General features: G+C 67.9%; 17 protein-coding genes and 2 pseudogenes. 17 read left to right on the top strand and 2 right to left on the bottom strand.

The annotated features are described in order from the left end of the window. Window positions 1-208: 208 nt before the first annotated feature. The 4 genes from AWQ68_RS25915 to AWQ68_RS25900 all read left to right on the top strand — a co-directional run bounded on the left by AWQ68_RS25915 (window position 209) and on the right by AWQ68_RS25900 (window position 3,346). Complete coding sequence (locus AWQ68_RS25915) at window positions 209-778, top strand: phosphate-starvation-inducible PsiE family protein (protein ID WP_066944621.1); 570 nt, start codon at window positions 209-211, stop codon at window positions 776-778. Window positions 779-1,010: 232 nt separating this feature from the next. Then, a complete protein-coding gene (locus tag AWQ68_RS25910) occupies window positions 1,011-1,847 on the top strand; it encodes a hypothetical protein (RefSeq protein ID WP_218007030.1) in 837 nt (278 codons plus the stop codon). Next, window positions 1,844-2,200: a winged helix-turn-helix domain-containing protein gene (locus AWQ68_RS25905; RefSeq protein ID WP_066944619.1), complete on the top strand. Its 357-nt coding sequence runs from the start codon at window positions 1,844-1,846 to the stop codon at window positions 2,198-2,200. The genes AWQ68_RS25910 and AWQ68_RS25905 overlap by 4 nt, the downstream gene beginning before the upstream one ends. Window positions 2,201-2,773: 573 nt before the next feature. Beyond that, window positions 2,774-3,346, top strand: coding sequence for a DUF6461 domain-containing protein (locus AWQ68_RS25900; RefSeq protein WP_066944617.1), 573 nt, complete (start codon window positions 2,774-2,776; stop codon window positions 3,344-3,346). Window positions 3,347-3,534: 188 nt separating this feature from the next. Here AWQ68_RS25900 and AWQ68_RS25895 read toward each other — a convergent pair whose 3' ends face one another. Further along, window positions 3,535-3,804 (bottom strand): cell division protein CrgA, encoded by a 270-nt coding sequence (locus AWQ68_RS25895; protein WP_245656088.1) that lies wholly within the window; start codon window positions 3,802-3,804, stop codon window positions 3,535-3,537. A 252-nt stretch (window positions 3,805-4,056) separates the two neighbouring features. Between AWQ68_RS25895 and AWQ68_RS41305 the strand changes: the two genes are divergently transcribed. From AWQ68_RS41305 to AWQ68_RS25845, 13 genes and pseudogenes are all read left to right on the top strand, one after another. Then, window positions 4,057-4,389, top strand: a complete 333-nt coding sequence (locus AWQ68_RS41305) for a transposase (RefSeq protein ID WP_084464404.1) — start codon at window positions 4,057-4,059, stop codon at window positions 4,387-4,389. A 443-nt stretch (window positions 4,390-4,832) separates the two neighbouring features. Beyond that, on the top strand, window positions 4,833-5,540 hold the full coding sequence (locus tag AWQ68_RS42740; protein ID WP_157545719.1) for a hypothetical protein: 708 nt from the start codon (window positions 4,833-4,835) through the stop codon (window positions 5,538-5,540). Between the two features lie 669 nt (window positions 5,541-6,209). Further along, window positions 6,210-6,683: a hypothetical protein gene (locus tag AWQ68_RS25890; RefSeq protein WP_066944613.1), complete on the top strand. Its 474-nt coding sequence runs from the start codon at window positions 6,210-6,212 to the stop codon at window positions 6,681-6,683. A gap of 1,254 nt (window positions 6,684-7,937) precedes the next feature. Then, window positions 7,938-8,474, top strand: coding sequence for a hypothetical protein (locus AWQ68_RS42735; protein WP_157545717.1), 537 nt, complete (start codon window positions 7,938-7,940; stop codon window positions 8,472-8,474). Window positions 8,475-8,904: 430 nt separating this feature from the next. After that, window positions 8,905-9,879: an aldo/keto reductase gene (locus AWQ68_RS25885; protein WP_066944611.1), complete on the top strand. Its 975-nt coding sequence runs from the start codon at window positions 8,905-8,907 to the stop codon at window positions 9,877-9,879. A gap of 258 nt (window positions 9,880-10,137) precedes the next feature. Beyond that, window positions 10,138-11,823, top strand: coding sequence for a DNA polymerase/3'-5' exonuclease PolX (polX, locus tag AWQ68_RS25880; RefSeq protein WP_066944609.1), 1,686 nt, complete (start codon window positions 10,138-10,140; stop codon window positions 11,821-11,823). A gap of 125 nt (window positions 11,824-11,948) precedes the next feature. Continuing rightward, the gene (locus tag AWQ68_RS25875) at window positions 11,949-12,281 is read left to right on the top strand and encodes a hypothetical protein (RefSeq protein ID WP_066944607.1); all 333 of its coding nucleotides are present in this window, start codon (window positions 11,949-11,951) and stop codon (window positions 12,279-12,281) included. Between the two features lie 26 nt (window positions 12,282-12,307). After that, window positions 12,308-12,763 carry a hypothetical protein gene (locus AWQ68_RS25870; RefSeq protein WP_169808988.1) on the top strand — a complete coding sequence of 152 codons (456 nt, stop codon included), beginning with the start codon at window positions 12,308-12,310 and terminating at the stop codon, window positions 12,761-12,763. Between the two features lie 160 nt (window positions 12,764-12,923). After that, window positions 12,924-13,463 (top strand): annotated as a pseudogene (locus AWQ68_RS25865) (cytochrome P450); the annotation flags it as partial. Window positions 13,464-13,575: 112 nt separating this feature from the next. Next, complete coding sequence (locus AWQ68_RS25860) at window positions 13,576-13,869, top strand: hypothetical protein (RefSeq protein WP_066944603.1); 294 nt, start codon at window positions 13,576-13,578, stop codon at window positions 13,867-13,869. A 191-nt stretch (window positions 13,870-14,060) separates the two neighbouring features. Then, a pseudogene (locus AWQ68_RS45230) lies at window positions 14,061-14,219 on the top strand (TetR family transcriptional regulator); the annotation flags it as partial. Window positions 14,220-14,626: 407 nt separating this feature from the next. Next, window positions 14,627-15,862 (top strand): sulfite oxidase, encoded by a 1,236-nt coding sequence (locus AWQ68_RS25850; protein WP_084464403.1) that lies wholly within the window; start codon window positions 14,627-14,629, stop codon window positions 15,860-15,862. 403 nt (window positions 15,863-16,265) lie between these two features. Beyond that, window positions 16,266-17,744: a WS/DGAT/MGAT family O-acyltransferase gene (locus AWQ68_RS25845; protein ID WP_157545715.1), complete on the top strand. Its 1,479-nt coding sequence runs from the start codon at window positions 16,266-16,268 to the stop codon at window positions 17,742-17,744. Window positions 17,745-17,778: 34 nt separating this feature from the next. On the opposite strand, the gene AWQ68_RS25840 is transcribed toward AWQ68_RS25845, so the two are convergent. Then, the gene (locus tag AWQ68_RS25840) at window positions 17,779-18,345 is read right to left on the bottom strand and encodes a TetR/AcrR family transcriptional regulator (protein ID WP_245656086.1); all 567 of its coding nucleotides are present in this window, start codon (window positions 18,343-18,345) and stop codon (window positions 17,779-17,781) included. Between the last annotated feature and the right edge of the window lie 271 nt (window positions 18,346-18,616).

Here is an 18,616-nt window from a genome sequence, read left to right as displayed (position 1 = left end):
ATTGGCCGCCATGAGTGAGCCATGATTCCGTCGATCCCCTGGTCCGCGCCGCGTTCGCCGACGAACGCCGGAAAAGACCGGCAAAGACCGGCATCGGGGGATATATCCGGGTACTGGCTGAGGAAGCGGTGACAGGCGGGACGACCGCACGCGACACCGGCCACCCGGTTCCGCCCCATGCGCGACGCCGACCCACGGACAGGTCCCTATGGACGATGACACACGCACACCGTCTCCGAGAGGTACGCCGAGACCGCCGACCACGCTTGAGCCGAGCGGGCTGGAGGCGCTGCTGCTGCGGATCCTCACCCGCGTCGAACGGACGCTCCTCTACGTGGTCGCGTTCGTCCTCCTCGCCGTCGCGGGCGCCATCGTGGTCATGATGTTCGCGACGGCGATCAGCGCCTCGGCGAGCTGGGCCGACACGGTCATCGGGATCCTGGAGGAGCTGCTGCTCGTCCTGATCGTCATCGAGATCTTCGTGACGGTGCAGACGCACCTGAAGGGCAGGCATCTGCAGGCCGATCCGTTCATCATCGTCGGCGTCATCGCCGTGGTCCGGCACATCCTGTCCGTGGTCGTACGGCTCAGCGTCACGATGACGGCGGAGCAGAGCCGCGAGGAGTTCACCGAGTTGGCCGTCTACGCGGGCGTGACCCTCGTGCTGGTCCTGGCGCTGGCCCTGGCCCGCTGGTCGAAACGGAGGCCCGCCCCCGGATCCCGCCCCCGGCGCGCCGACCGCCAGGACTCCCGGGACCGCAGGCCCCCGCCCTCCTGACCACGACCGCGCCGCGCCCCCAGGCCGCTCATCCCCCTCTCTGTGGGGCTTTCGGGCTCCCGACAGCGTCCCGACGCCGAGCCGAAGGCCAGGGCGCCGCTGCGGGCATCCGCCCTCACGCTCGACCATTCACGGCGTGAAGCGGGCGTCCGTTCGCTCTTGACCGCCAACTACTTTGCGATACAAAGTTGATGACTCCACGGCGGATCAGTATGCGAGGGGAAGGCCGTATATGGACAGAGCTGCCCGGGCCGGTGCCGAGGACCCCGGCGAACCATCTATCGGGCAGGGCGCCCTGCTCGCGGAGCACCACGCCCTGCGTTCGTCCGTCCGGAGACACCTGCGCGGCTCGTGGGGGCCGTTGCTGGGCTTCGGGCTCGTGTCGCTCGCGGCGGTGCCGATCGCCCGCGACGCCTTCAATTTCGGCGCGCACGGCCGGTCCGTCGCCTCCTATCCGCTCTTTGCGTACGCCGAACTGAAGGGAGTCTGCCGCGTCCGCTTCGAGGGCGGTCCGTGCGACGCCCACGAGTTCGACGGCTCGGTCCTGCGTTTCCTGGCCTGGGGACTCTGGTTCGCGGTGTTGCCGCTGCTCTGGATGGCCTTCGCCCGCTGGTATCGCCGTCGCGGCGAGATCCGGGGGATCATGCCGCGCCGACGTCCGTGGCTGTCGGCCGTGGCCCTCACGTTCGCGCTGGTCGTGACGGCCTCACTCGCCCGCGTCCTCCTCTGGGAGCAGCCGGGGAACCTCTCCTTCGTCGAGGACACCTACGCCAGCCCGTGGTACGTCGTAGGAGCGGGCCTGCTGGTCCTCGGCGTCCTCGAACGCCGATGGATCACCGCCGCGGCGGGGATGTGCCATGCCGCGCTGCTGTCGGCCTACCTCGCCTCGACATGGGGTGCCGGCTGGCTCCCTTGGGCGTCCCCGGCGGAACCGGGCTGGATCGACGGGCCGGAGTTCAAGGCGCTGCTCCTGGCCGCGATCCTGCTCGTCGCGGGCTTCACCGAATGGGCCGCGGCCCGGCCGCCACGAGCCCACCGCACCGGCTCTCTGATCGCGAGAACGACATGAAGGCGACCGCCGCGCCCGCGCATCCCGGCGACGCGCAGCCGCTCCATCCGACACAGGCGCTGGACGACACCGTTCACCAGCGCGTACGCCTCGGCGTGCTGTCGATCGCCCGCGAGGCCGACCAGGTCGAGTTCGGCTTCCTCAAACAGCAGCTCGCGGTGACCGACGGAAACCTTTCCCGCCACCTGAAGGTGCTCGAAGGCTCCGGCCTGATCGCCATGCGCAAGGGATACGAGGGCAGACGGCCCCGGACGTGGATCTCTATCACTTCGAAGGGCAAACGCGCGCTGGACGCCGAGATTCAGGCGCTCCGGGAACTCGTCCACCGCCTGGACACGCGAGGGGCTCACTGACGGACACGTCGCGGCCAGTGCCGAAGCGTGCAGGTCGGTTGTGAGTCGGAGGCAGTGACGCGCTCCAGTGCGGTGGACGAGCACGTCGATCCGGGATGCCGGCACGCGAACGTGGCCCCTGTATTGATCGACTGGCTAGGCCCGCTGAGCCTCTTGCCCTGAGTAGGCCGGCCAGAAGAACGCGCACGTGAAGGTGCGTGACGGGCATGGAGAAGGCCGGCGACTTGTGTGACAACGCCGACGAACGACACTGGACACTGGCGGACGGCAGTGGACTGCCTCCGCAGGTAGAGACCATGTAAGGCCAGTTCGAACACCCATTCTCGTTGCCTTACAAGCGAGGCGTCAGGGCGCATCCAGGGCACATGAGCGCGAATAGCGGCGCGAAACGATGAGAAGCGGAGAACGCTGAAAGCCCAGCTCAGCGCATCAGCTGGGCAGTCGCCGAAGGTTAGCCGTCAGGGCAGATGAGATCTAGATGTACTGGTACATCGAGCTGGGCTCTCACCTTCCTGGAGGTGGTTCGACTAACTTATCCAGCGCCACGGGGGCAACGGGCAGGGGGAAGGGACCATGGTCGAGCTGAATCGGGCCGACTTCGATTGGCTGAGGGACACTACCGTTCTCGCGCATGCGTGGAGCCTGACATTTGTCCGAGGCGTCGACGAGGCCGAGGCATTGCGCCGGCTGGGTGCGCAGCAGGTTGATATACGTCTCTTCACGAACGAGGAATGCCCGTTGCCCGAGGCGGTACGAGCCTGGCGGTCAGGCGATTGGACCGTAATCATCGAGGTGGCGGACTGCAGCCTGGTTGACCCGAAGGTCACGGATGCTCTATCCGCGCAGACTGAGATAATTATGATCTTCGAGGACGTCAACGGGTGGAGTGGGTTCGAATACGTGATCGACGGGCAGTTGATGACCTCGTTCAACCCTGTCGCGGCGCACCTACGAGAAGGGGACGAACCCGATCGCTTGGTCGAGGAGATGCGTGCCGCCGGGTTCGATCCGGACACTGTTCCCGACGAAGACTCCGATCCCCCGGACGACGAAGGGTCGCTATTCGTGCTGACCGCCCTACTGACAGGTGTCGTCCTCACCGAGGAGATCTTCGATGGACCACTGCCGGGCGCCCTCGTGAAATGAACGCGGCTGCTGTACGGCAGCCAATTACAGCAACCACGCCGCGCAACGCCTCACAGTGACGGTCACCGCCATATGCCGGAACAGGCCGGGAAGTTGCCGATCTGGTGACTGGCTCCCGTTTGCAAGCAGGAAGTCAGGTGTGGTGTGCCAACGGGAACCGAGCGCCCCTGCTCGGCCCCGTCCAGGCGTCAGGGCCGACGGCGTGCCGATACGACCACTGTCACCGCCAGAATCAACGCGAACACCACGCCCAGAACGAGAAGCATGAAGCCGACCAGCAGGTTCCAATTCCCCAAGTAGCCGATAACCGGGAGGGTGGGGTCCACGTAGTAGACAACGATCCACAGGATGCCTGTGATCCATGAGGCGACCATTGCCAAAGCCGGCCATCGCGATGGGCGCCTGGTGTATTGCGACGAGGTGTGGTCCGTTCCTCCATCAGAGTAGGGGGCAGACACTCGTTTCACCTCTCTGGTAGCCGGTAATTGCACCCGTACCGGGCACGATCACCTGTAGGGCGCCAAACCGAGGCTATCCCACAACGGCTGACAGGATAAGATCTCTTCCCATTCCGTCCAGATGTGCCTTTCCGGTCCCCCAAAGGCTCCGGGGGTCGTCCTTGCAACCGAACGGGTAAAGCAGGGCCGCGAGACCTCGCGGCCAGCCGGGGCACTTTGGGAGCACATGGCCTCCAAAAACGCCGGCAAGCGATGCCAACGAACGGAAGCGAAATTGCAGATCAACCGGAGGTCGCCTTCGCTCACCTGGTCGGTGTTGCAGCGATCCCCGCCTCCAGCGGGCAGACCCGCCGCCACAGGCTGAACCGCGGCGGCGATCGTGATGCCAACCGCGCCCTGCACGTCATCGTCATCAGCCGCACGGCCCATTGCTCCACGACTATCGCCTATGTCCAGCGCCGCACGAAGGAATGCCTGTCCAAGAAAGAGATCATCCGCTGCCTCAAACGCTACGTCGCACAGGAGATCTACAAGGACCTCACCACCCCAGACGCTGCCTCAGCAGCCGCAGATTCGGCCGCTTGACAGTGATAGGAGCATCGCAAAGCCGAGCTTGACCCTCCGTCGCCGACCCGCTACCCCTCCCGGACGGGTCGATGGCAGACGGGAAGAGGAAAGAATTCACGCGGGGTGCCGTAGCTGATCCGTCGTGATACACATGGTGGATTCGGCATAGCGAGCCCATTATGCCCATGTCTACATGCTGATGCCGGACCTGCGATCGATTGGGAGGGCACATGGCCGCGGCGAGACGGTGGATCTGGGGCGTGCTGGCCGCGGTCGCAGCCATTGCCATCTTGACCGGTTGTTCCACAACCGCAACCACTTCGAAGGTCCCACGGCCGCAGCCGACGTGGCGCTTCATGAACGAAAGCAGTTCGCATGCCGCGGCCGACGATCTTTGCCCGAAGGGCCGGGGGCCGCGAGGCTTGGATTGTCGTTCGAAAGTTCCCGGGTATAAGGCGTGCGTGAAGCGGCATCCGGTGAAAAATTCGGCCACGCTGTGCCAGCAAGCGCTGATCGTCCGAATCGAATGCCGTTTCGGAGAACTGTCCATCTTTTTCAACGAATACGACTGCGCCTCATCGTTCGAATCTTACCTGTCATGCCGGACGGGAACTCCGAAGCGGTCTGATGACGTGTGCGCCGCAGCCGAGAGAGCATTCCTGCGCTGTCCGGGCAGCTTTGGCCCGGACAGCGATTTCGACTGCGTGAAGGCGCGAGACGCCTACTATGATTGTCGCGACGACACGCGAAGCGATTACATGTTCTGCTCAACATATATCGAGATTCTCGGTGTGTGTCATACGGTGAGGGTGAGCTGCTCCGACCTTCTCGACAATTATCTTGCTTGTGCCCATGAAGGGTTATCCCCTAATGAGTGCGCATTCGGGTCGAACATGAGGATCGGCTGCTTGCATGCTCTCAAAGCCGGCACCTTCCGGCAGATCGCGACATGCGACTCCATTTGGAGAGATCACCTCAGAGATTGTTCTGGCCTTAATGGATTAAGTGTCGACGGTCCTACACCCTGTACGGGTGGTGCAACTTGGTATGAAGTGAGCTATTCGATCTGCGAAAAGCAGGGCGACCCCGTCGAAACGACTCGCGTGGATTACGTGAAGCCAGAGGACAATAATTTCCGATCACCGGTCTGCTGGGCACCTAAAGGTTAGAGTCACCATATGTACGAGGAGGCCGAACACGCCATCGGTAGAAGGAGCGTCCGCGTCATACACCGTCTCGCCGAAACCCGCTACGCATCCATGTGATCACTATCTGGTCCCCGTGGCCGGTGCGGGTGGCATCGCCTCGGTCGTAATCTTCGGTGCTTCAGCGGGCACCCCGCAAGCTGGGCAGTACACCTAGGGAGAGCCGTGACCTCCGCACGCACGTGGGCAGCCAGTGCGGCGGACGCCTGGGCCATCTCCAGCAACAACCTTCCCGCCTCGTGGAGTTCGGTCAGATCCAGCGAGCGCCCGTCACGTACGACCTGGGCGAATTCGCCAAAGCGCGTCAGGTTCTCGGTGTTCACCACGGCTTCCCTTCATCAGGACGACTCTGCGACCTGATCCGGTCGCTGTTTCAAAAACGGGCGAGCTATCGAATCACCGCCAGGTGCGGCGAAACAGGAGTTCTCGCGAGATCCATCATGTGGGCACCGGGCGCGCTCGTGCCCACACGCGATCCGATGCGCTACGGCGATCCGTCGCCCGATCACCTCGGCCCGGAGGTGTTAGCCTTGCCGGTAACCGCTCCCCGTAGAGCTCCGGCCGACGAGGACTCCCGGAGGAGACGCTCATAGAGATCCCCGGTCGCGGTGGTTTCTTGGATAGAGTTCCTTCGTGGCGAAGGGGAAGGCCCGGCGGCGAGAGGTCGCCAACCAAGAGCCATTCCCCATTTGGAGTCTTCTCGGAGCGATCCTCGCAACCGTCTTCGCTGGCTGGATGCTCGTTTTCAGCGGCTTGAACATGGACAAAGAGGTCCGCGTCCTTCACGGTGACGGGGTGAAGGGCACCTTCACGGTTGTGGATCGTAACTGTACGCGGCAGGCCTGTAGCTGGACGGGGCGTTTCGTATCCGACGACGGCCGTATTGTCGTGCCGTCCATCACTACCGGCGACCTCTCCTCTCGCGACGCCCCGCTCGGTTCGCAAGTATCAGTGATCTACGGAGGGGACGCGCTCTACAGCGACGGTTCTTTCGAGTGGGCTGGATACTTCCGCCTGATCATCTACGCGCTGATCTTCGCCGCAATTGCCGTGGCACTCTGGCATGGAACCATCACCTGGGCCATGCGTCGGATACGCCGCCCCTGACTCGACAGCACTGAAGTCGGCTGTGGGCGATACGGTCGCCGAGGACTGAGCCAGCGTGGGGCTCGCCTTCCTCGCCCGCCGCCGCCCGCTCCGGGCGACGACACCGGGCAGCAGCCCCGACGCCAAGACAAAACGCACAAGAATCCTCAAGATCCGCAGACGCCTGCAATGCGCGCCTGACACGTAGCCGTATCAACCAACGTTACGATGATGCCTTCATCAAGGCCGTGACGTCGGTTTCGATAATCGGAGGCAGAGATTGCTTACGCCTGCAGGAACAGCTCGCCGATTCACGCTCTCACTTTTAGCGGTATCGCTCGCATGCGCAGGGCTTGTAACACCTCCTGCCGCCGCCGCAAGCCACTCTTCGGCTGACGTTCCCACTCAGACCTATATCTTGCTGGACGCCGCCACGGGCAAAGTTCTTTCCACTACTACAACCCCACCGCAGTTCCAGCCCGTGAAGCCCAGCCGTTATCAGCACTTCCCTAAGTTCGGCTGGTGGGCGACCCCCACGTCTTAATCCCGGTGCGCCTGAGTTGACCTCGGGGCTGCTCTCCGTTCCCTTGCGGCCAGAAGAGCAGCCGGTCCCCGCCCTCTGGAGCGTCGAGAGGGCGGGGACCAGGCGGCCGCCGTCCTATGGGGGACCGGACAGCGGCACGGACGCGCAACCATGCCACAGGAGGCAAGGACACAGCAGCGCGAAGCGTGGAGGGCGCGACACTGCCCGGACGACTCCGGATCCCTCTTCCCCAGGGATGGAGTCGGCAGTGCACCGAACCCCGGTAGGTCCAGTGCAACGCCATGTCCGAGGCGGCAAGCTCAGACTCGAGGACCTCCCGCGTTTCCGCGACGAGATCCGGATGTTCCTGTGCGATCTCCGGCTGCAACGGCTCCAGTCCGGCGAGCTGTCTCCGCAGGTCCGGCAGAACTCGGCACGCCGCACAAAGCGGCTCCCTGGAAACGCGGATCAAGACGGCGGCGAGCGGCCCGCCTCCCGCCAGCCGTCCGGGGTGCGGCGTGGGCCTCTGTCCCGACCCGGCGTAGGACTCCAGGCCGGGCGCCGCACCCGTACCGCTGTACCTCATCCAGCCCTTCGCATCAGGGCCGCACCCCGCATTAAGTCGCTCCGGCCACCGGCCACTACAGATTCACATTGACGCCGACCACGCCGCTCTGCGATTTAGGAGCCTGATAATCTACGGTTGATCGTCTAATCCGCCTTTCCGCCGCATATACGGGGGTGCTGATTCCGTGCGCCTACGAGTCATCATCACCATCAGCCTGACCGCTCTCGTCGTGGTCGGTCTTCTGGTAGTGCTGTGGAACACAGGCCGTAACGATCTGCGGATAGTCGTCGTCTTCTGCGCCTTCACTCTCCTCGCAGGTCTTGCCACATGGGTTCAGCTGAAAGGCCATGAGCCATCCGTATCCCGCGTGATTTCATCCTTCGTCACGTGGCTCTTCGTACTCGCTTGGCTCATCGGAACCCCCGCGTCTATGTACGCATTCATGGTTACAGCGGTCATCGGAGCGCTGGTAGCCTTCATCGCGGTATTGGGCTACGCGGGGGTCGCAGACGGCCGATGGATCGGAGTCATTACTCAGACAGCCCTCCTCCTCTTGGTGGCCTTCATAGGCCACCAAGAGTTCACTGGAGCTGATTTCTGGACAGCGCTTGAGGTCTCATCAATCGGCCTAGCCGTGGCCCTGGTAACCAGCTTTGCCATAGAACGCGTTCGGGCCGAATCAAGACCGATACCGCCCTCACGATCGCCTGATACTGGCTGATCTCTGCTCAGGGCCGGGGCGATCGACGGTCCGGGACTTCGTTCCTCAGCCCCGGCCCAGCGGAACGCCGTTGGTTGCACTACAGGGCCGTCCGGAGCCGTTCAGGATGGACCACGCATGCTCGCTGACCTGCATTGAACTGTCCTGAACCATGATCACCCGAGCTCTCAATCCGTAGGTTCAGGTCCGAGTCCCTGGTGCCGCCGGCCGAACTCGCTTCGCTCGCCCTTCCGGTGCCTATGGCATTCCGCCGGCCGCACCACTCTCGTCCGCGACGGGACAGCCCTTACACCACAATCGCAAGGTCTTCCCTGCCCAACGGCCCAGCTCTCCGGGCCTATTCGGGAAAGCCGCATTGGAAGCATCGAACAGCACCGGAAAGCAGAGCCCCTGCGCTCGCCGCGACCGGACGGAACCTAGGGTGAGCCGCATGGATTACGTACGGCTGGGCAACACGGGCCTCAAGGTCAGCAGGATCTGTCTGGGCATGATGAGCTACGGCGACCCCGATAAATGGGGCGGCTGGGTACTCCCCCAGGACCAGGCCGAACCCATCGTCCGCAAGGCAGCCGACGGCGGTGTCACCTTCTTCGACACCGCCGACGTCTACTCCCAGGGCGTCAGCGAGGAGATCACCGGCAACCTGCTCCGCCAGATCTTCCCCCGGCGCGAGGACTACGTCGTCGCGACCAAGGTCTTCTTCCCCATGGGCACCGCCCAGAACGACTGGGGCCTGTCGCGCAAGCACATCCACGCCGCCGTCGACGCCTCACTGCGCCGCCTCGGCACCGACTACATCGACCTCTACCAGATCCACCGCTGGGACGACGAGACCCCCATCGAAGAGACCATGGAGGCACTCAACGACGTCGTCCGCGCCGGAAAGGCCCGCTACATCGGCGCCTCCTCCATGTACGCCTGGCAGTTCGCCAAGGCCCAGCACATCGCCGAACGCAACGGCTGGACCAAATTCGTCGCCATGCAGCCGCATTACAACCTCCTCTACCGAGAGGAGGAGCGGGAGATGATCCCGCTGTGCCGAGACCAGGGCGTCGGCCTGATCCCGTGGAGCCCGCTCGCCCGCGGCCTGCTGGCCCGCGCGGGTACGCCGGCCGACACCGTGCGCCAGGTAGGCGACGGAGCGCGCCAGGAGCAGCTCTATGGGGGCGCGGGAGACGCGGCGATCATCGAGCGGGTGGTCGAGACGGCGCGCGAGCGCGAGGTGCCCCCGGCTCAGGTGGCGCTGGCGTGGCTGCTCCACCAGCCGGGCGTGACCGCCCCGATCGTGGGCGCCACAAAGGAGCGGCACGTGGACGACGCCCTCGCCGCGGTGGATCTGGCCCTGAGCGAGAAGGAGCTCGCCTTCCTCGCCGAGCCGTACCTCTCGCGTCCGGTCATTTTCTGACGTCGGCGAGGCCGGGTCCTGTCCGACCCGGTCGTCGATCGGGACGAGCAGGGCGAGCGCCCGGTGGCACCAGGCCTCGGCGGCGTTCGCCCGGTTCTCGCGGTGCGGTCGCCTGCCCATGAAGCAGACGGCGGGTAACCGAAGCAGACGGCCGGTAACCACGGAGCAAAGTCACACCGCGGGCCTCCTCGCGTCGCCCGCCGTGGCCGTTCGAGGCGACGTCGAAGATTGTCGGGGGCACGCCGTACGCTGCAGGGCATGGGTCGGTCGAACGATGACGCCGCTGCCGCGATCGAGGAGTACGCGGAGCTCTTCGCGCTGAACGGCGGGGACGCGTTCCGCGTCCGCAGCTACCAGAAGGCGGCGAAGTCGATCGCCGGCCACCCGGAGGACCTCCGCGAGACGGATCCGCGCAAGATCCCGGGGGTCGGTGAGGCGATCGCCAAGAAGGTCGAGGAGTTCCTCCGGCGGGGCAGCTTCCGCCAGCTCGACGAGCTGCGCGCCATCGTGCCCGACGGGGTGCGCGCGCTCACGAGGGTCCCCTCGCTCGGGCCGAAGAAAGCGCTGTTCCTGTTCCGGGAACTCGGCGTCGACTCCCCCGCCGCCCTCGCCGAAGCGATCAGGGGCGGTCGGTTGGCCGGGCTACGCGGCTTCGGCCCGAAGACCGCGGAAAACCTGCTCAAGGGGGTCGAGCAGCTGGCGCAGTCGGCCCGGCGGGTCCACATCGGCATCGCCATGGACCTGGCCGAGCGGGTCATCGCCTCGCTGCCCGCCGAGCGCATCACATACGCCGGTTCGCTTCGGCGAATGCGCGAGACGATCGGCGACGTGGACATCCTCGCCGTCGGCCCGGTCGAGCTGATGGCCACCTTCGTGGCGCAGCCGTACGTCACCGAGGTGATCGCGCGCGGCGATCGCAAGACCTCGGTCCGGACCGACCGCGGCATCCAGGTGGACCTTCGCCTGGTCCCGGCGGCGTCATGGGGCGCCGCACTCGTCTACTTCACGGGCTCGAAGGAGCACAACGTCCGCATCCGCGAGATCGCCGTCAAGAAGGGGTGGAAGCTCTCCGAGTACGGCCTGTTCGACGGGGAGGACAACGTCATCGCGTCGGAGACTGAGGAGGACATCTACCGGGCGCTCCGCATGGAGTGGGTGCCGCCGACGCTGCGCGAGGACGGCGGCGAGGTCAAGGCGGCGCTCGACGGCCGGATCCCCCGCCTGGTCGAGCCGGGTGACATCAAGGGCGACCTGCACACGCACACGAACCTGACCGACGGCATCGCCTCGCTCGACGACATGGTGGCCGCGGCGGCCGGCCGGGGTTACGCCTACTACGCCGTCACCGACCACGCGCCCGAGTTGTTCATGCAGCGGATGACCCTCGAGAAAGCGCTCCAGCAGCGGGCCCAGATCGCCGCGCTGCAGGAGAGATATCCCGGCATGCGGCTGCTGCACGGCACCGAGCTCAACATCGGCCCCGACGGTTCGGTGGACTGGCCGGCCGAGGTCCTGAAGGGGTTCGACATCTGCGTCGCGTCCGTCCACTCGCACTTCGGGCAGAGCCGCGACGAGATGACCCGCCGCTTCATCGCCGCCTGCGATAACCCGAACGTCCACATCATCGGCCACCCGACCACCCGCAAGATCGGCAAGCGGCCCCCGGTGGACGCCGACTGGGACGCGGTCTTCCGGGCGGCGGCGCGCACCGGGACCGCCATGGAGATCGACTCGTTCCCTGACCGGGCCGACCTCCCGTCCGACCTGGTCCGGCGCGCCTGCCACCACGGGGTGAAGTTCTCGATCGACAGCGACTCGCACGCGATCCCGCATCTGGCCAACCTGAGGTTCGGGGTCGGCGTCGCCCAGCGGGCCTGGCTGACCCCCGACGATGTGATCAACACCTGGCCGCTGGACCGCCTGCTCGCCTTCCTCGGCCGCTAGAACGCCGCGGCGGCACTCGCCACACGAGAGCCGCTGCCCCACGAGAACGCTCATCCCTCTCCGGAGGGAGCGGGGTCCCGCTGAACGGGGAGGATCGGCCCGGCCCGCGCCGACAGGCTGGGGCCATGAAGACAACGAGACCACATGCGGCGACCACCGTCGCGGCGGCCATAGCGGGCGTCGGGCTGGTCGGTTTCGGGGCGACCGGGATCGCCTTCGACATCGTCGGCGCGCTCATGGCGGCCCTCGCGGCGATCACCGGGGCCGAAGAGGCGGTCCAGCTGCCGCTCGACTGGCCGATGACCGCCGCCCGCGCTGCCGCGCTCGTGGCCGGCACGGCGCTGCTCGTCTCCGCAGTACGGCGCCGCCGCCGCGCCCGGTGCGCGTGCCGGCGGTGCGGGCGCGCGCCCGTTCCCACGTCCACCGCCGACGGGGCCGGAGGACGTGGGACAGGCTGAGCGTCGCCGCCGGGTACGCGACCGTGGTGCTCGCCGCGGGGTACGGCACGCTGAAGGCCCAGTGGGGCCTGGGCGGCACCGTCGGGCTCGACGATCCCCACGCGTTCGGGGAGGTGCATCTGTGGTCGCCGGGGATGGGCGACACAGCCCTGCTGGCGCTGATCGGGATGGCGCTCGGGCTGGGCTTCGCCCGCACCTGGCGGCCTCCGCTCCGGATGCCGCGCTGGATGCCCCTCACGGCCGCTTTCGTCGGCTGCGTGATGCTGGTCCCGGTCGGGATTCTCGGCGTCGGTTACCGGATCGCGACCCTGCTCGGCGTCGCGCAGGCGTCCATGGAGGGCGTCTCGCTGTGGGTGTTCGACGTAATCTACGCCTTGTTCCTGGCCTGGGGGCTGGCGATGGGGCTCGCGGCCACCGGTTACCACTACCGCACGAGAGGGGTGTGCCGGTCCTGCGGCGGCGGACGGCCCGCCTTCGCATGATTCGGGAAGCCGGCCGCCTCCCGGCCCTCGCCGTCGCCGCTCTGCAGCCGGTCCAGCGGGTCGGCGCAGCCGGGCGGTGATCCAGGTGAACGGCTGCACCGCCTCCGCTCTCCTCTTCCATCATGCCGCCCGGCGCTCTGGCCGCGTGCGGGGGTGCCGGAGTGATGAGGAGCTGAGGGGGATCAGCCTGATTCTGCTGGCGGCCGGGTTCGACACCACCGCGAACACGCTGGCGCTGGGCACCTTCGCGCTGCTGCGCAACCCGGCGCAGCTGGCCGCGCTGCGCGCCGATCCCGCGCTCACCGACCGGGCCGTGGAGGAGCTGCTGCGGTATCTGTCCGTCGCCAAGACGTTCATGAGGACGGCACTGGAGGACGTCGAGCTGGGCGGCCAGACCATCAAGGCCGGCACGACGGTCATCCTGTCGTACAACACCGCCAACCGGGACCCCGAGCGCTTCACCGATCCCCACGTACTCGACATCCAGAGGCAGGACGGCGGGCACCTGGCCTTCGGCCACGGCATCCACCAGTGCCTGGGCCAGCAGCTGGCCCGCGTCGAGATGCGGGTCGCCTTCCCCGCGCTGCTCAGCCGCTTCCCCACGCTGCGCCTGGCCGTACCGGCCGAAGAGGTTGTCCTGCGCCCGGAGACCGCCGACATCTACGGGGTGAAGAGCCTCCCGGTCGCCTGGGACGCGTGACCGCGAGCCGGTGACGGGCGAGGTCGCGTACGGCCGCCCGTCACGGCCCTGCTCTCCCGAAGCTCCGCCTCATGCCGGTGGGCGGACCGCCGCTTCGTGCCGGCTTACCGACATGACCAACGGCACGCTGACCGACCCGAAGATCGTCTCTCCTGCCCTGCGGCTGCTTTGGCCGCTGGTACGCCGCAAGTTCGAACGCTCCACCTCCGGTCCGGCGTCCGCGGCGGCCAGGCCCTCGATCACCGCCGCCACCGACCACGCGCTGACCGGCCGGACCGGCCTCGTCATCGGACCTCAGGCACACCCCGTCGCCCCGTTCCGTGCGGCGACCGACGGCCGCATCGCCGAGGCCGTACACCTGCTCAGCGAAACCCACGCACCTGCGGCGGCCAGAGCGGATGCATGACCATCCGCAGGTGCGTCCCCAGCCGCCCGCCGGTCACACGATCAGCGCCGGCTGGCTCTCGTCGCTCTCTCGCTGAGCAGACCGCCTTCGCCCTCCCGCCCACCGCCCGACAGCCAGGTCCCCCGGGAACGCCCGCATATGATCAGACGACGAGCCCGTGAACCAAGACGAGCAACCTGGATTCTTCCCACATGACGACCACACCGCTGCGCAAAGACGCCGCCCGCAACTGGGAGCGGATCGTCGCCACCGCCCGCGACCTGGTCGACCAGGGCACCGCATTGCAGCTCAACGACGTCGCACGCCGGGCAGGCCTCGGGGTCGCCACGGTCTACCGGCACTTCGCCACCCCCGAGGCACTACCGCGATGCCAGGGTCGTCCGCTGCGACCTCGCCGCCACCGACCTCGTCCCGCTCATGTGCGGCATCGCCCACGCCGTGACCGTCCACGGCGGCCCCCCCACCGGCCGGATCGACACCGCCCGCCGTTACCTCGCCACCCTGCTCGAAGGCATGCGCCAGCCGAACACGTGAGCTCCAGGATCACGTTTTCCCACAAACGCTCCTTTCTTGGAGGAAGATCGAGCGACTCGGGCGCGACGCCGCCGAACTCACCGTCGGGCCGTCACCGAACGCGTAGCCGAGAGGGCGCACAATCCTGGTGGACCAACGGCACGGCCTCCGTTGACATCCCGCACGCGCAGTTCCATGGTTTCCTAGTAGGTAAATGGGAAAAGTCGAGGAGGGGTGGTCCACCATGGATCTCGATGACCTGACCGGCGCGTCCGTCTCCGGGGCCCGCGTTCCGCACCCACGTGAGGAGGCTCACCGGGTTCCGTCACTCCCCTCCCTCCTCGACGGCGCCCACCCCGGCGGCGAAGCATCCGCCGCCCCCGAAGGGCCGTCCGGGGACGACGAGGCGGCGCGGGCCATCGTCAAGCCGCTGCCTCCCGAGCTGTTCGACGTCCACGGCTCCTGTGCCGAGATGCGCTGGGAGGCGATGCGCGGCCGGGGCTACCACGTGCCCAACGACCGCTTCTTCGTCCGGAACCACACCTCGACCCCGCGGATCGACGTCGCCACCTGGCGGCTCAGGCTGCACGGATCAGGGCTGCGCCGTCCCCGCGACTTCACGTACGACGAGTTGCTCGCCCTGCCGACACGGACCGCGGACGTGGCGATCGAGTGCGCGGGGAACGGGCGCTCCTTCTTCGCCGCACAGCAGGGGCAGCGTGCCCCCGGCACGCCGTGGCGGCTCGGCGCGATCGGTGTGGCCCGCTGGCGCGGCGTGCCGCTGTCCACGATCCTCGCGATGGCGGGGCTCCGCGACGACGCCGTGGACGTCCTGCCCACCGGCCTCGACCCCGAGTACGTCGACAACGGCGTGAACCTCGGCCACGTCCGCCGCCCGCTGCCGATCGCCAAGGCGCTGGACGACGTGCTCCTCGCGTACGAGATGAACGGCGAGCGGCTGCCGCCCGACCACGGCTTCCCCGCACGGCTGGTCGTCCCCGGCTGGACCGGGATCGCCTCGATCAAGTGGGTGGGCGACATCGAGGTCTCCACCACCCCGCTGTCCTCGCCCTGGAGCACCGACCTCTACCGGATGTTCGGCCCCGGCCGGTCGGAGGAGCCGCTGACCAGGCAGGTGGTCAAGAGCGCGTTCGAGCTGCCCTGGAACGCGACGCTCCAGGCCGGACGGCGGCACATCCTGCGCGGCCGGTCGTGGTCGGGCACCGGACGGATCGTACGGGTCGAGGTCAGCGTCGACGGCGGGCGGTCGTGGCAGCGCGCGGTGAGCCGGGGCCGCGCCCCCGCGGCCGCCTGGACGCCGTGGCACATCGCCTGGTTCCCACCCGACCCGGGCCCGTACGTCCTGATGGCCCGGGCCACGGACGAGACCGGGGCCACCCAGCCGGAGCACACCCCGCACAACACGCTCGGCTATCTCTACGACGGGGTCGTGCGGCATCCGGTCACGGTGACCGGCTAGCCGTATCGACCCGACCTGGGTGATCGGGGCAGGCCGGCCCGTGCTGCCCGAGTGAGATCCTCACCCCCAACCCCGGCAAAGGTTGGCTGATCGCTGCACTAGACGAGCGGGCCCACGGGAATGTCACCACAAGGCCACCTCACCTGCATCAGGAGAGGCCAGGGGCGTCCGACCTGCACAGGTCTCGCTCCGGTGGCCTGTCCCGGGCCCCATGCCGGGGTCACGCGCGGCCCAATTCTCCCCGGAGACGCGCAGGAAACGCGCTGGTAACCCGGCACGGAGATGATGGTCACACTCCGGGAGCGAACGATGATCGTCCGCCACCGGAGCACGGACGAGAGCAGGAAGGACCGCCGATGCGCCAGCTCAGCGCACGCCGGGTCGAGGATCGCCACGCGACGTCGTGGTGTGCGACTCCGCGCTCAGAAACTGCGTGTCGAGTGCCGTGAGCCACCTCGCCCCTCCCCTGCGGATGCGGCTCGCCGACGTGCCGTTCGCGCTCGACCGGCCGTACTGGGTCGAGGACGCCGATCTGGACCTGCGGGAGCACGTGTACGAGTCGACGCTGCCGGCCCCCGGCGACGACGACCAGCTCGCCGAACACGTCTCCCGCATCCACGCGCGCCGGCTGGACCGGAGGCGGCCGCTGTGGGAGATGCACCTGATCCAGGGCCTGCCGGACGGGCGGGTGGCGCTCTACACGAAGGTCCATCACTGCGCCATCGACGGAGTGTCCGGCGCCGAGATCCTCGTTTCCCTGCTGGACCTCTCCCCCGAGCCTCGCCTGGTCGAGACGCCTCCGGAGGTCCCGGCGGAGCGGACACCGGAGCAGATCGGCCTGCTCGCGGGCGGGCTGGCCCGCTCGGTCGTCCATCCGCTCGCGGCCCTGCGGTCGTTCACGCGGGCGGTGGCCGACCTCGACGCCATCCCCCTCGCCTCGGCCCTGCCGGGGGCCCGGCTGATCGCCCGCGCGACACGGCGGCTGCTCGGCGACGAACGTCCCCGGCCCGAGCTGCCGCCGCTCGCCGCTCCGCGTACGCCGTTCAACGGGGTCATCTCCGGCGAGCGGAGCTTCGCCTTCGGCTCGATCCCCCTGGAAGAGATCCGGCGGGTCTCCCGCACCTTCGGGATGAGCGTGAACGACGTCGTCATGACCCTGTGCGCGTCGGCGCTGCGCCGCTGGCTGATCTCCTGTGACGCGCTGCCCGGCCAGCCGCTCATCGCGGCGGTCCCCGTGGCCGTCCGTACGGCGCGCGGCAGCGAGACGATCGGCAACCAGATCTCCGCCATGATCACCCCGCTGGCCACGAACGTCGAGTGCCCGAAGGAACGGCTGTCGACGGTGCGCTCGGCCATGCTGGCGGCCAAGCGGCGCTTCGCGGTGTCGCCCGCGACCTGGCTCAACGACGTGTGCGCCATGTTCCCCGCGCCGTTCTCCGCGTTGGCGACGCCGACCCTGTTCCGCCTGGCGGGCATGGTCGGCACCGGTGTCAACCTGATCGTGTCCAATGTGCCCGGCCCGCCGTTCCCGCTCTACCTGTGCGGGGCGCGGGTGCTGTCGTACTACCCGATGTCCGTGGTGACCGATGTGACGGGCGCGCTCAGCATCACCTGCATCTCCTACGACGGACGGCTCGACCTCGGCGTCGTGGCCTGCCCGGCGAGGGTGCCGGACGTGTGGAGCCTCATCGGCCACATCGACGAGGCGATGGAGGAGCTCACCACGCTGGCCAAGCGCGAGCGGGCCGCCGAGCTGGAATCGGCGGCGATGGAGTCCGAGACGCCGGGCCCGGAGGAGCGCGGGACGGCGGAGGGCGCCGGGCGGGCGACGCCGGATGCCGGTTCGGCCCAACCCGACACCGTGGAGAAGATCCCCGCCTGAGGCGAGCGGCGGGTTCGGGCGTCGAGCGCGGGGGTCAGCCCAGCGCGTGGGCGATCAGCTCGGCGACCGCGTCCGGATCGATGTGGTGGCCGGTGAGCTGGCAGATGCTCTCCTGATAGAGCAGGACCGCGGCGAACGTGGCGGCGGCCGCCTCCAGCCGGGCCGCGTCCCCGCGACCGCCGGGCATGGCGAGTTCGAGGGCGAACCGCGCCCGTTTGATGATCTCCGCGTTCAGGCGGCCGAGCCGTTCCCGCACCGACAGGTGCGTGTCGGCCTCGCGGAACAGGATGCGCCGCATGGCGGGCGAGGCGTGCAGCGGCAGCCTGCGGGCCAGCCGGGACAGGGCCCCGGCGGCGTCGCCCGGCGCGGCCGCCGCCTCGCGCTCCACGACCTCCTCGGCGTCGTACTCGGTGACCAGGGTCCGCTCGTCCACCAGCGAGATCAGCACATCGATCTTGCGGGGAAAGTAGTGGAAGAGCAGACCCTTGGGCACCCCGGCCAGCTCCGCGATCCGCGCCGTCGGGGTCGCGTCGTACCCGCCGCCCGAGAAGAGCTCCTCGGCCGCGTCGAGAATCCGGGTTCTGGCCGTCTGCCGGTACACGGATCCGACGATAACCACGCGGGGTCCGGCGTACCATCACGCAACGGACAGTTGACCCTTCGGTCCCGGCCGTCCCGGTGCCGCGCCGCGAGATTCCGGCCTCGGCGGCCCCCACCAGGCGAGGACGGTTCCCTCTGCCGGTGGAGGCACAGCGCCTCAGCACGGCGGATGAGACGAGAGCGGGGCGGATGAGACGAGACGGCCCGGCCGCGGGGCACTACGCCACCCGCGACCGGGCCCGACCCGGGTCCGGGACGTCCTCGGTGTTCCG

Origin of the sequence: Microtetraspora fusca (assembly GCF_001570365.1) — a bacterium.
In the GTDB taxonomy this organism is placed as follows: domain Bacteria; phylum Actinomycetota; class Actinomycetes; order Streptosporangiales; family Streptosporangiaceae; genus Microtetraspora; species Microtetraspora fusca.
Note: the sequence above shows the minus strand (reverse complement) of the source record. Positions and strands in the feature narration are given on the sequence as shown.

What these genes read in the sequence shown, in the direction of transcription:
- AWQ68_RS25915 (WP_066944621.1), top strand. Translation starts at nt 209, where the DNA reads ATGGACGATGACACACGCACACCGTCTCCGAGAGGTACGCCGAGACCG.
- AWQ68_RS25910 (WP_218007030.1), top strand. Translation starts at nt 1,011, where the DNA reads ATGGACAGAGCTGCCCGGGCCGGTGCCGAGGACCCCGGCGAACCATCT.
- AWQ68_RS25905 (WP_066944619.1), top strand. Translation starts at nt 1,844, where the DNA reads ATGAAGGCGACCGCCGCGCCCGCGCATCCCGGCGACGCGCAGCCGCTC.
- AWQ68_RS25900 (WP_066944617.1), top strand. Translation starts at nt 2,774, where the DNA reads ATGGTCGAGCTGAATCGGGCCGACTTCGATTGGCTGAGGGACACTACC.
- AWQ68_RS41305 (WP_084464404.1), top strand. Translation starts at nt 4,057, where the DNA reads ATGCCAACGAACGGAAGCGAAATTGCAGATCAACCGGAGGTCGCCTTC.
- AWQ68_RS25885 (WP_066944611.1), top strand. Translation starts at nt 8,905, where the DNA reads ATGGATTACGTACGGCTGGGCAACACGGGCCTCAAGGTCAGCAGGATC.
- polX (WP_066944609.1), top strand. Translation starts at nt 10,138, where the DNA reads ATGGGTCGGTCGAACGATGACGCCGCTGCCGCGATCGAGGAGTACGCG.
- AWQ68_RS25875 (WP_066944607.1), top strand. Translation starts at nt 11,949, where the DNA reads ATGAAGACAACGAGACCACATGCGGCGACCACCGTCGCGGCGGCCATA.
- AWQ68_RS25860 (WP_066944603.1), top strand. Translation starts at nt 13,576, where the DNA reads ATGACCAACGGCACGCTGACCGACCCGAAGATCGTCTCTCCTGCCCTG.
- AWQ68_RS25850 (WP_084464403.1), top strand. Translation starts at nt 14,627, where the DNA reads ATGGATCTCGATGACCTGACCGGCGCGTCCGTCTCCGGGGCCCGCGTT.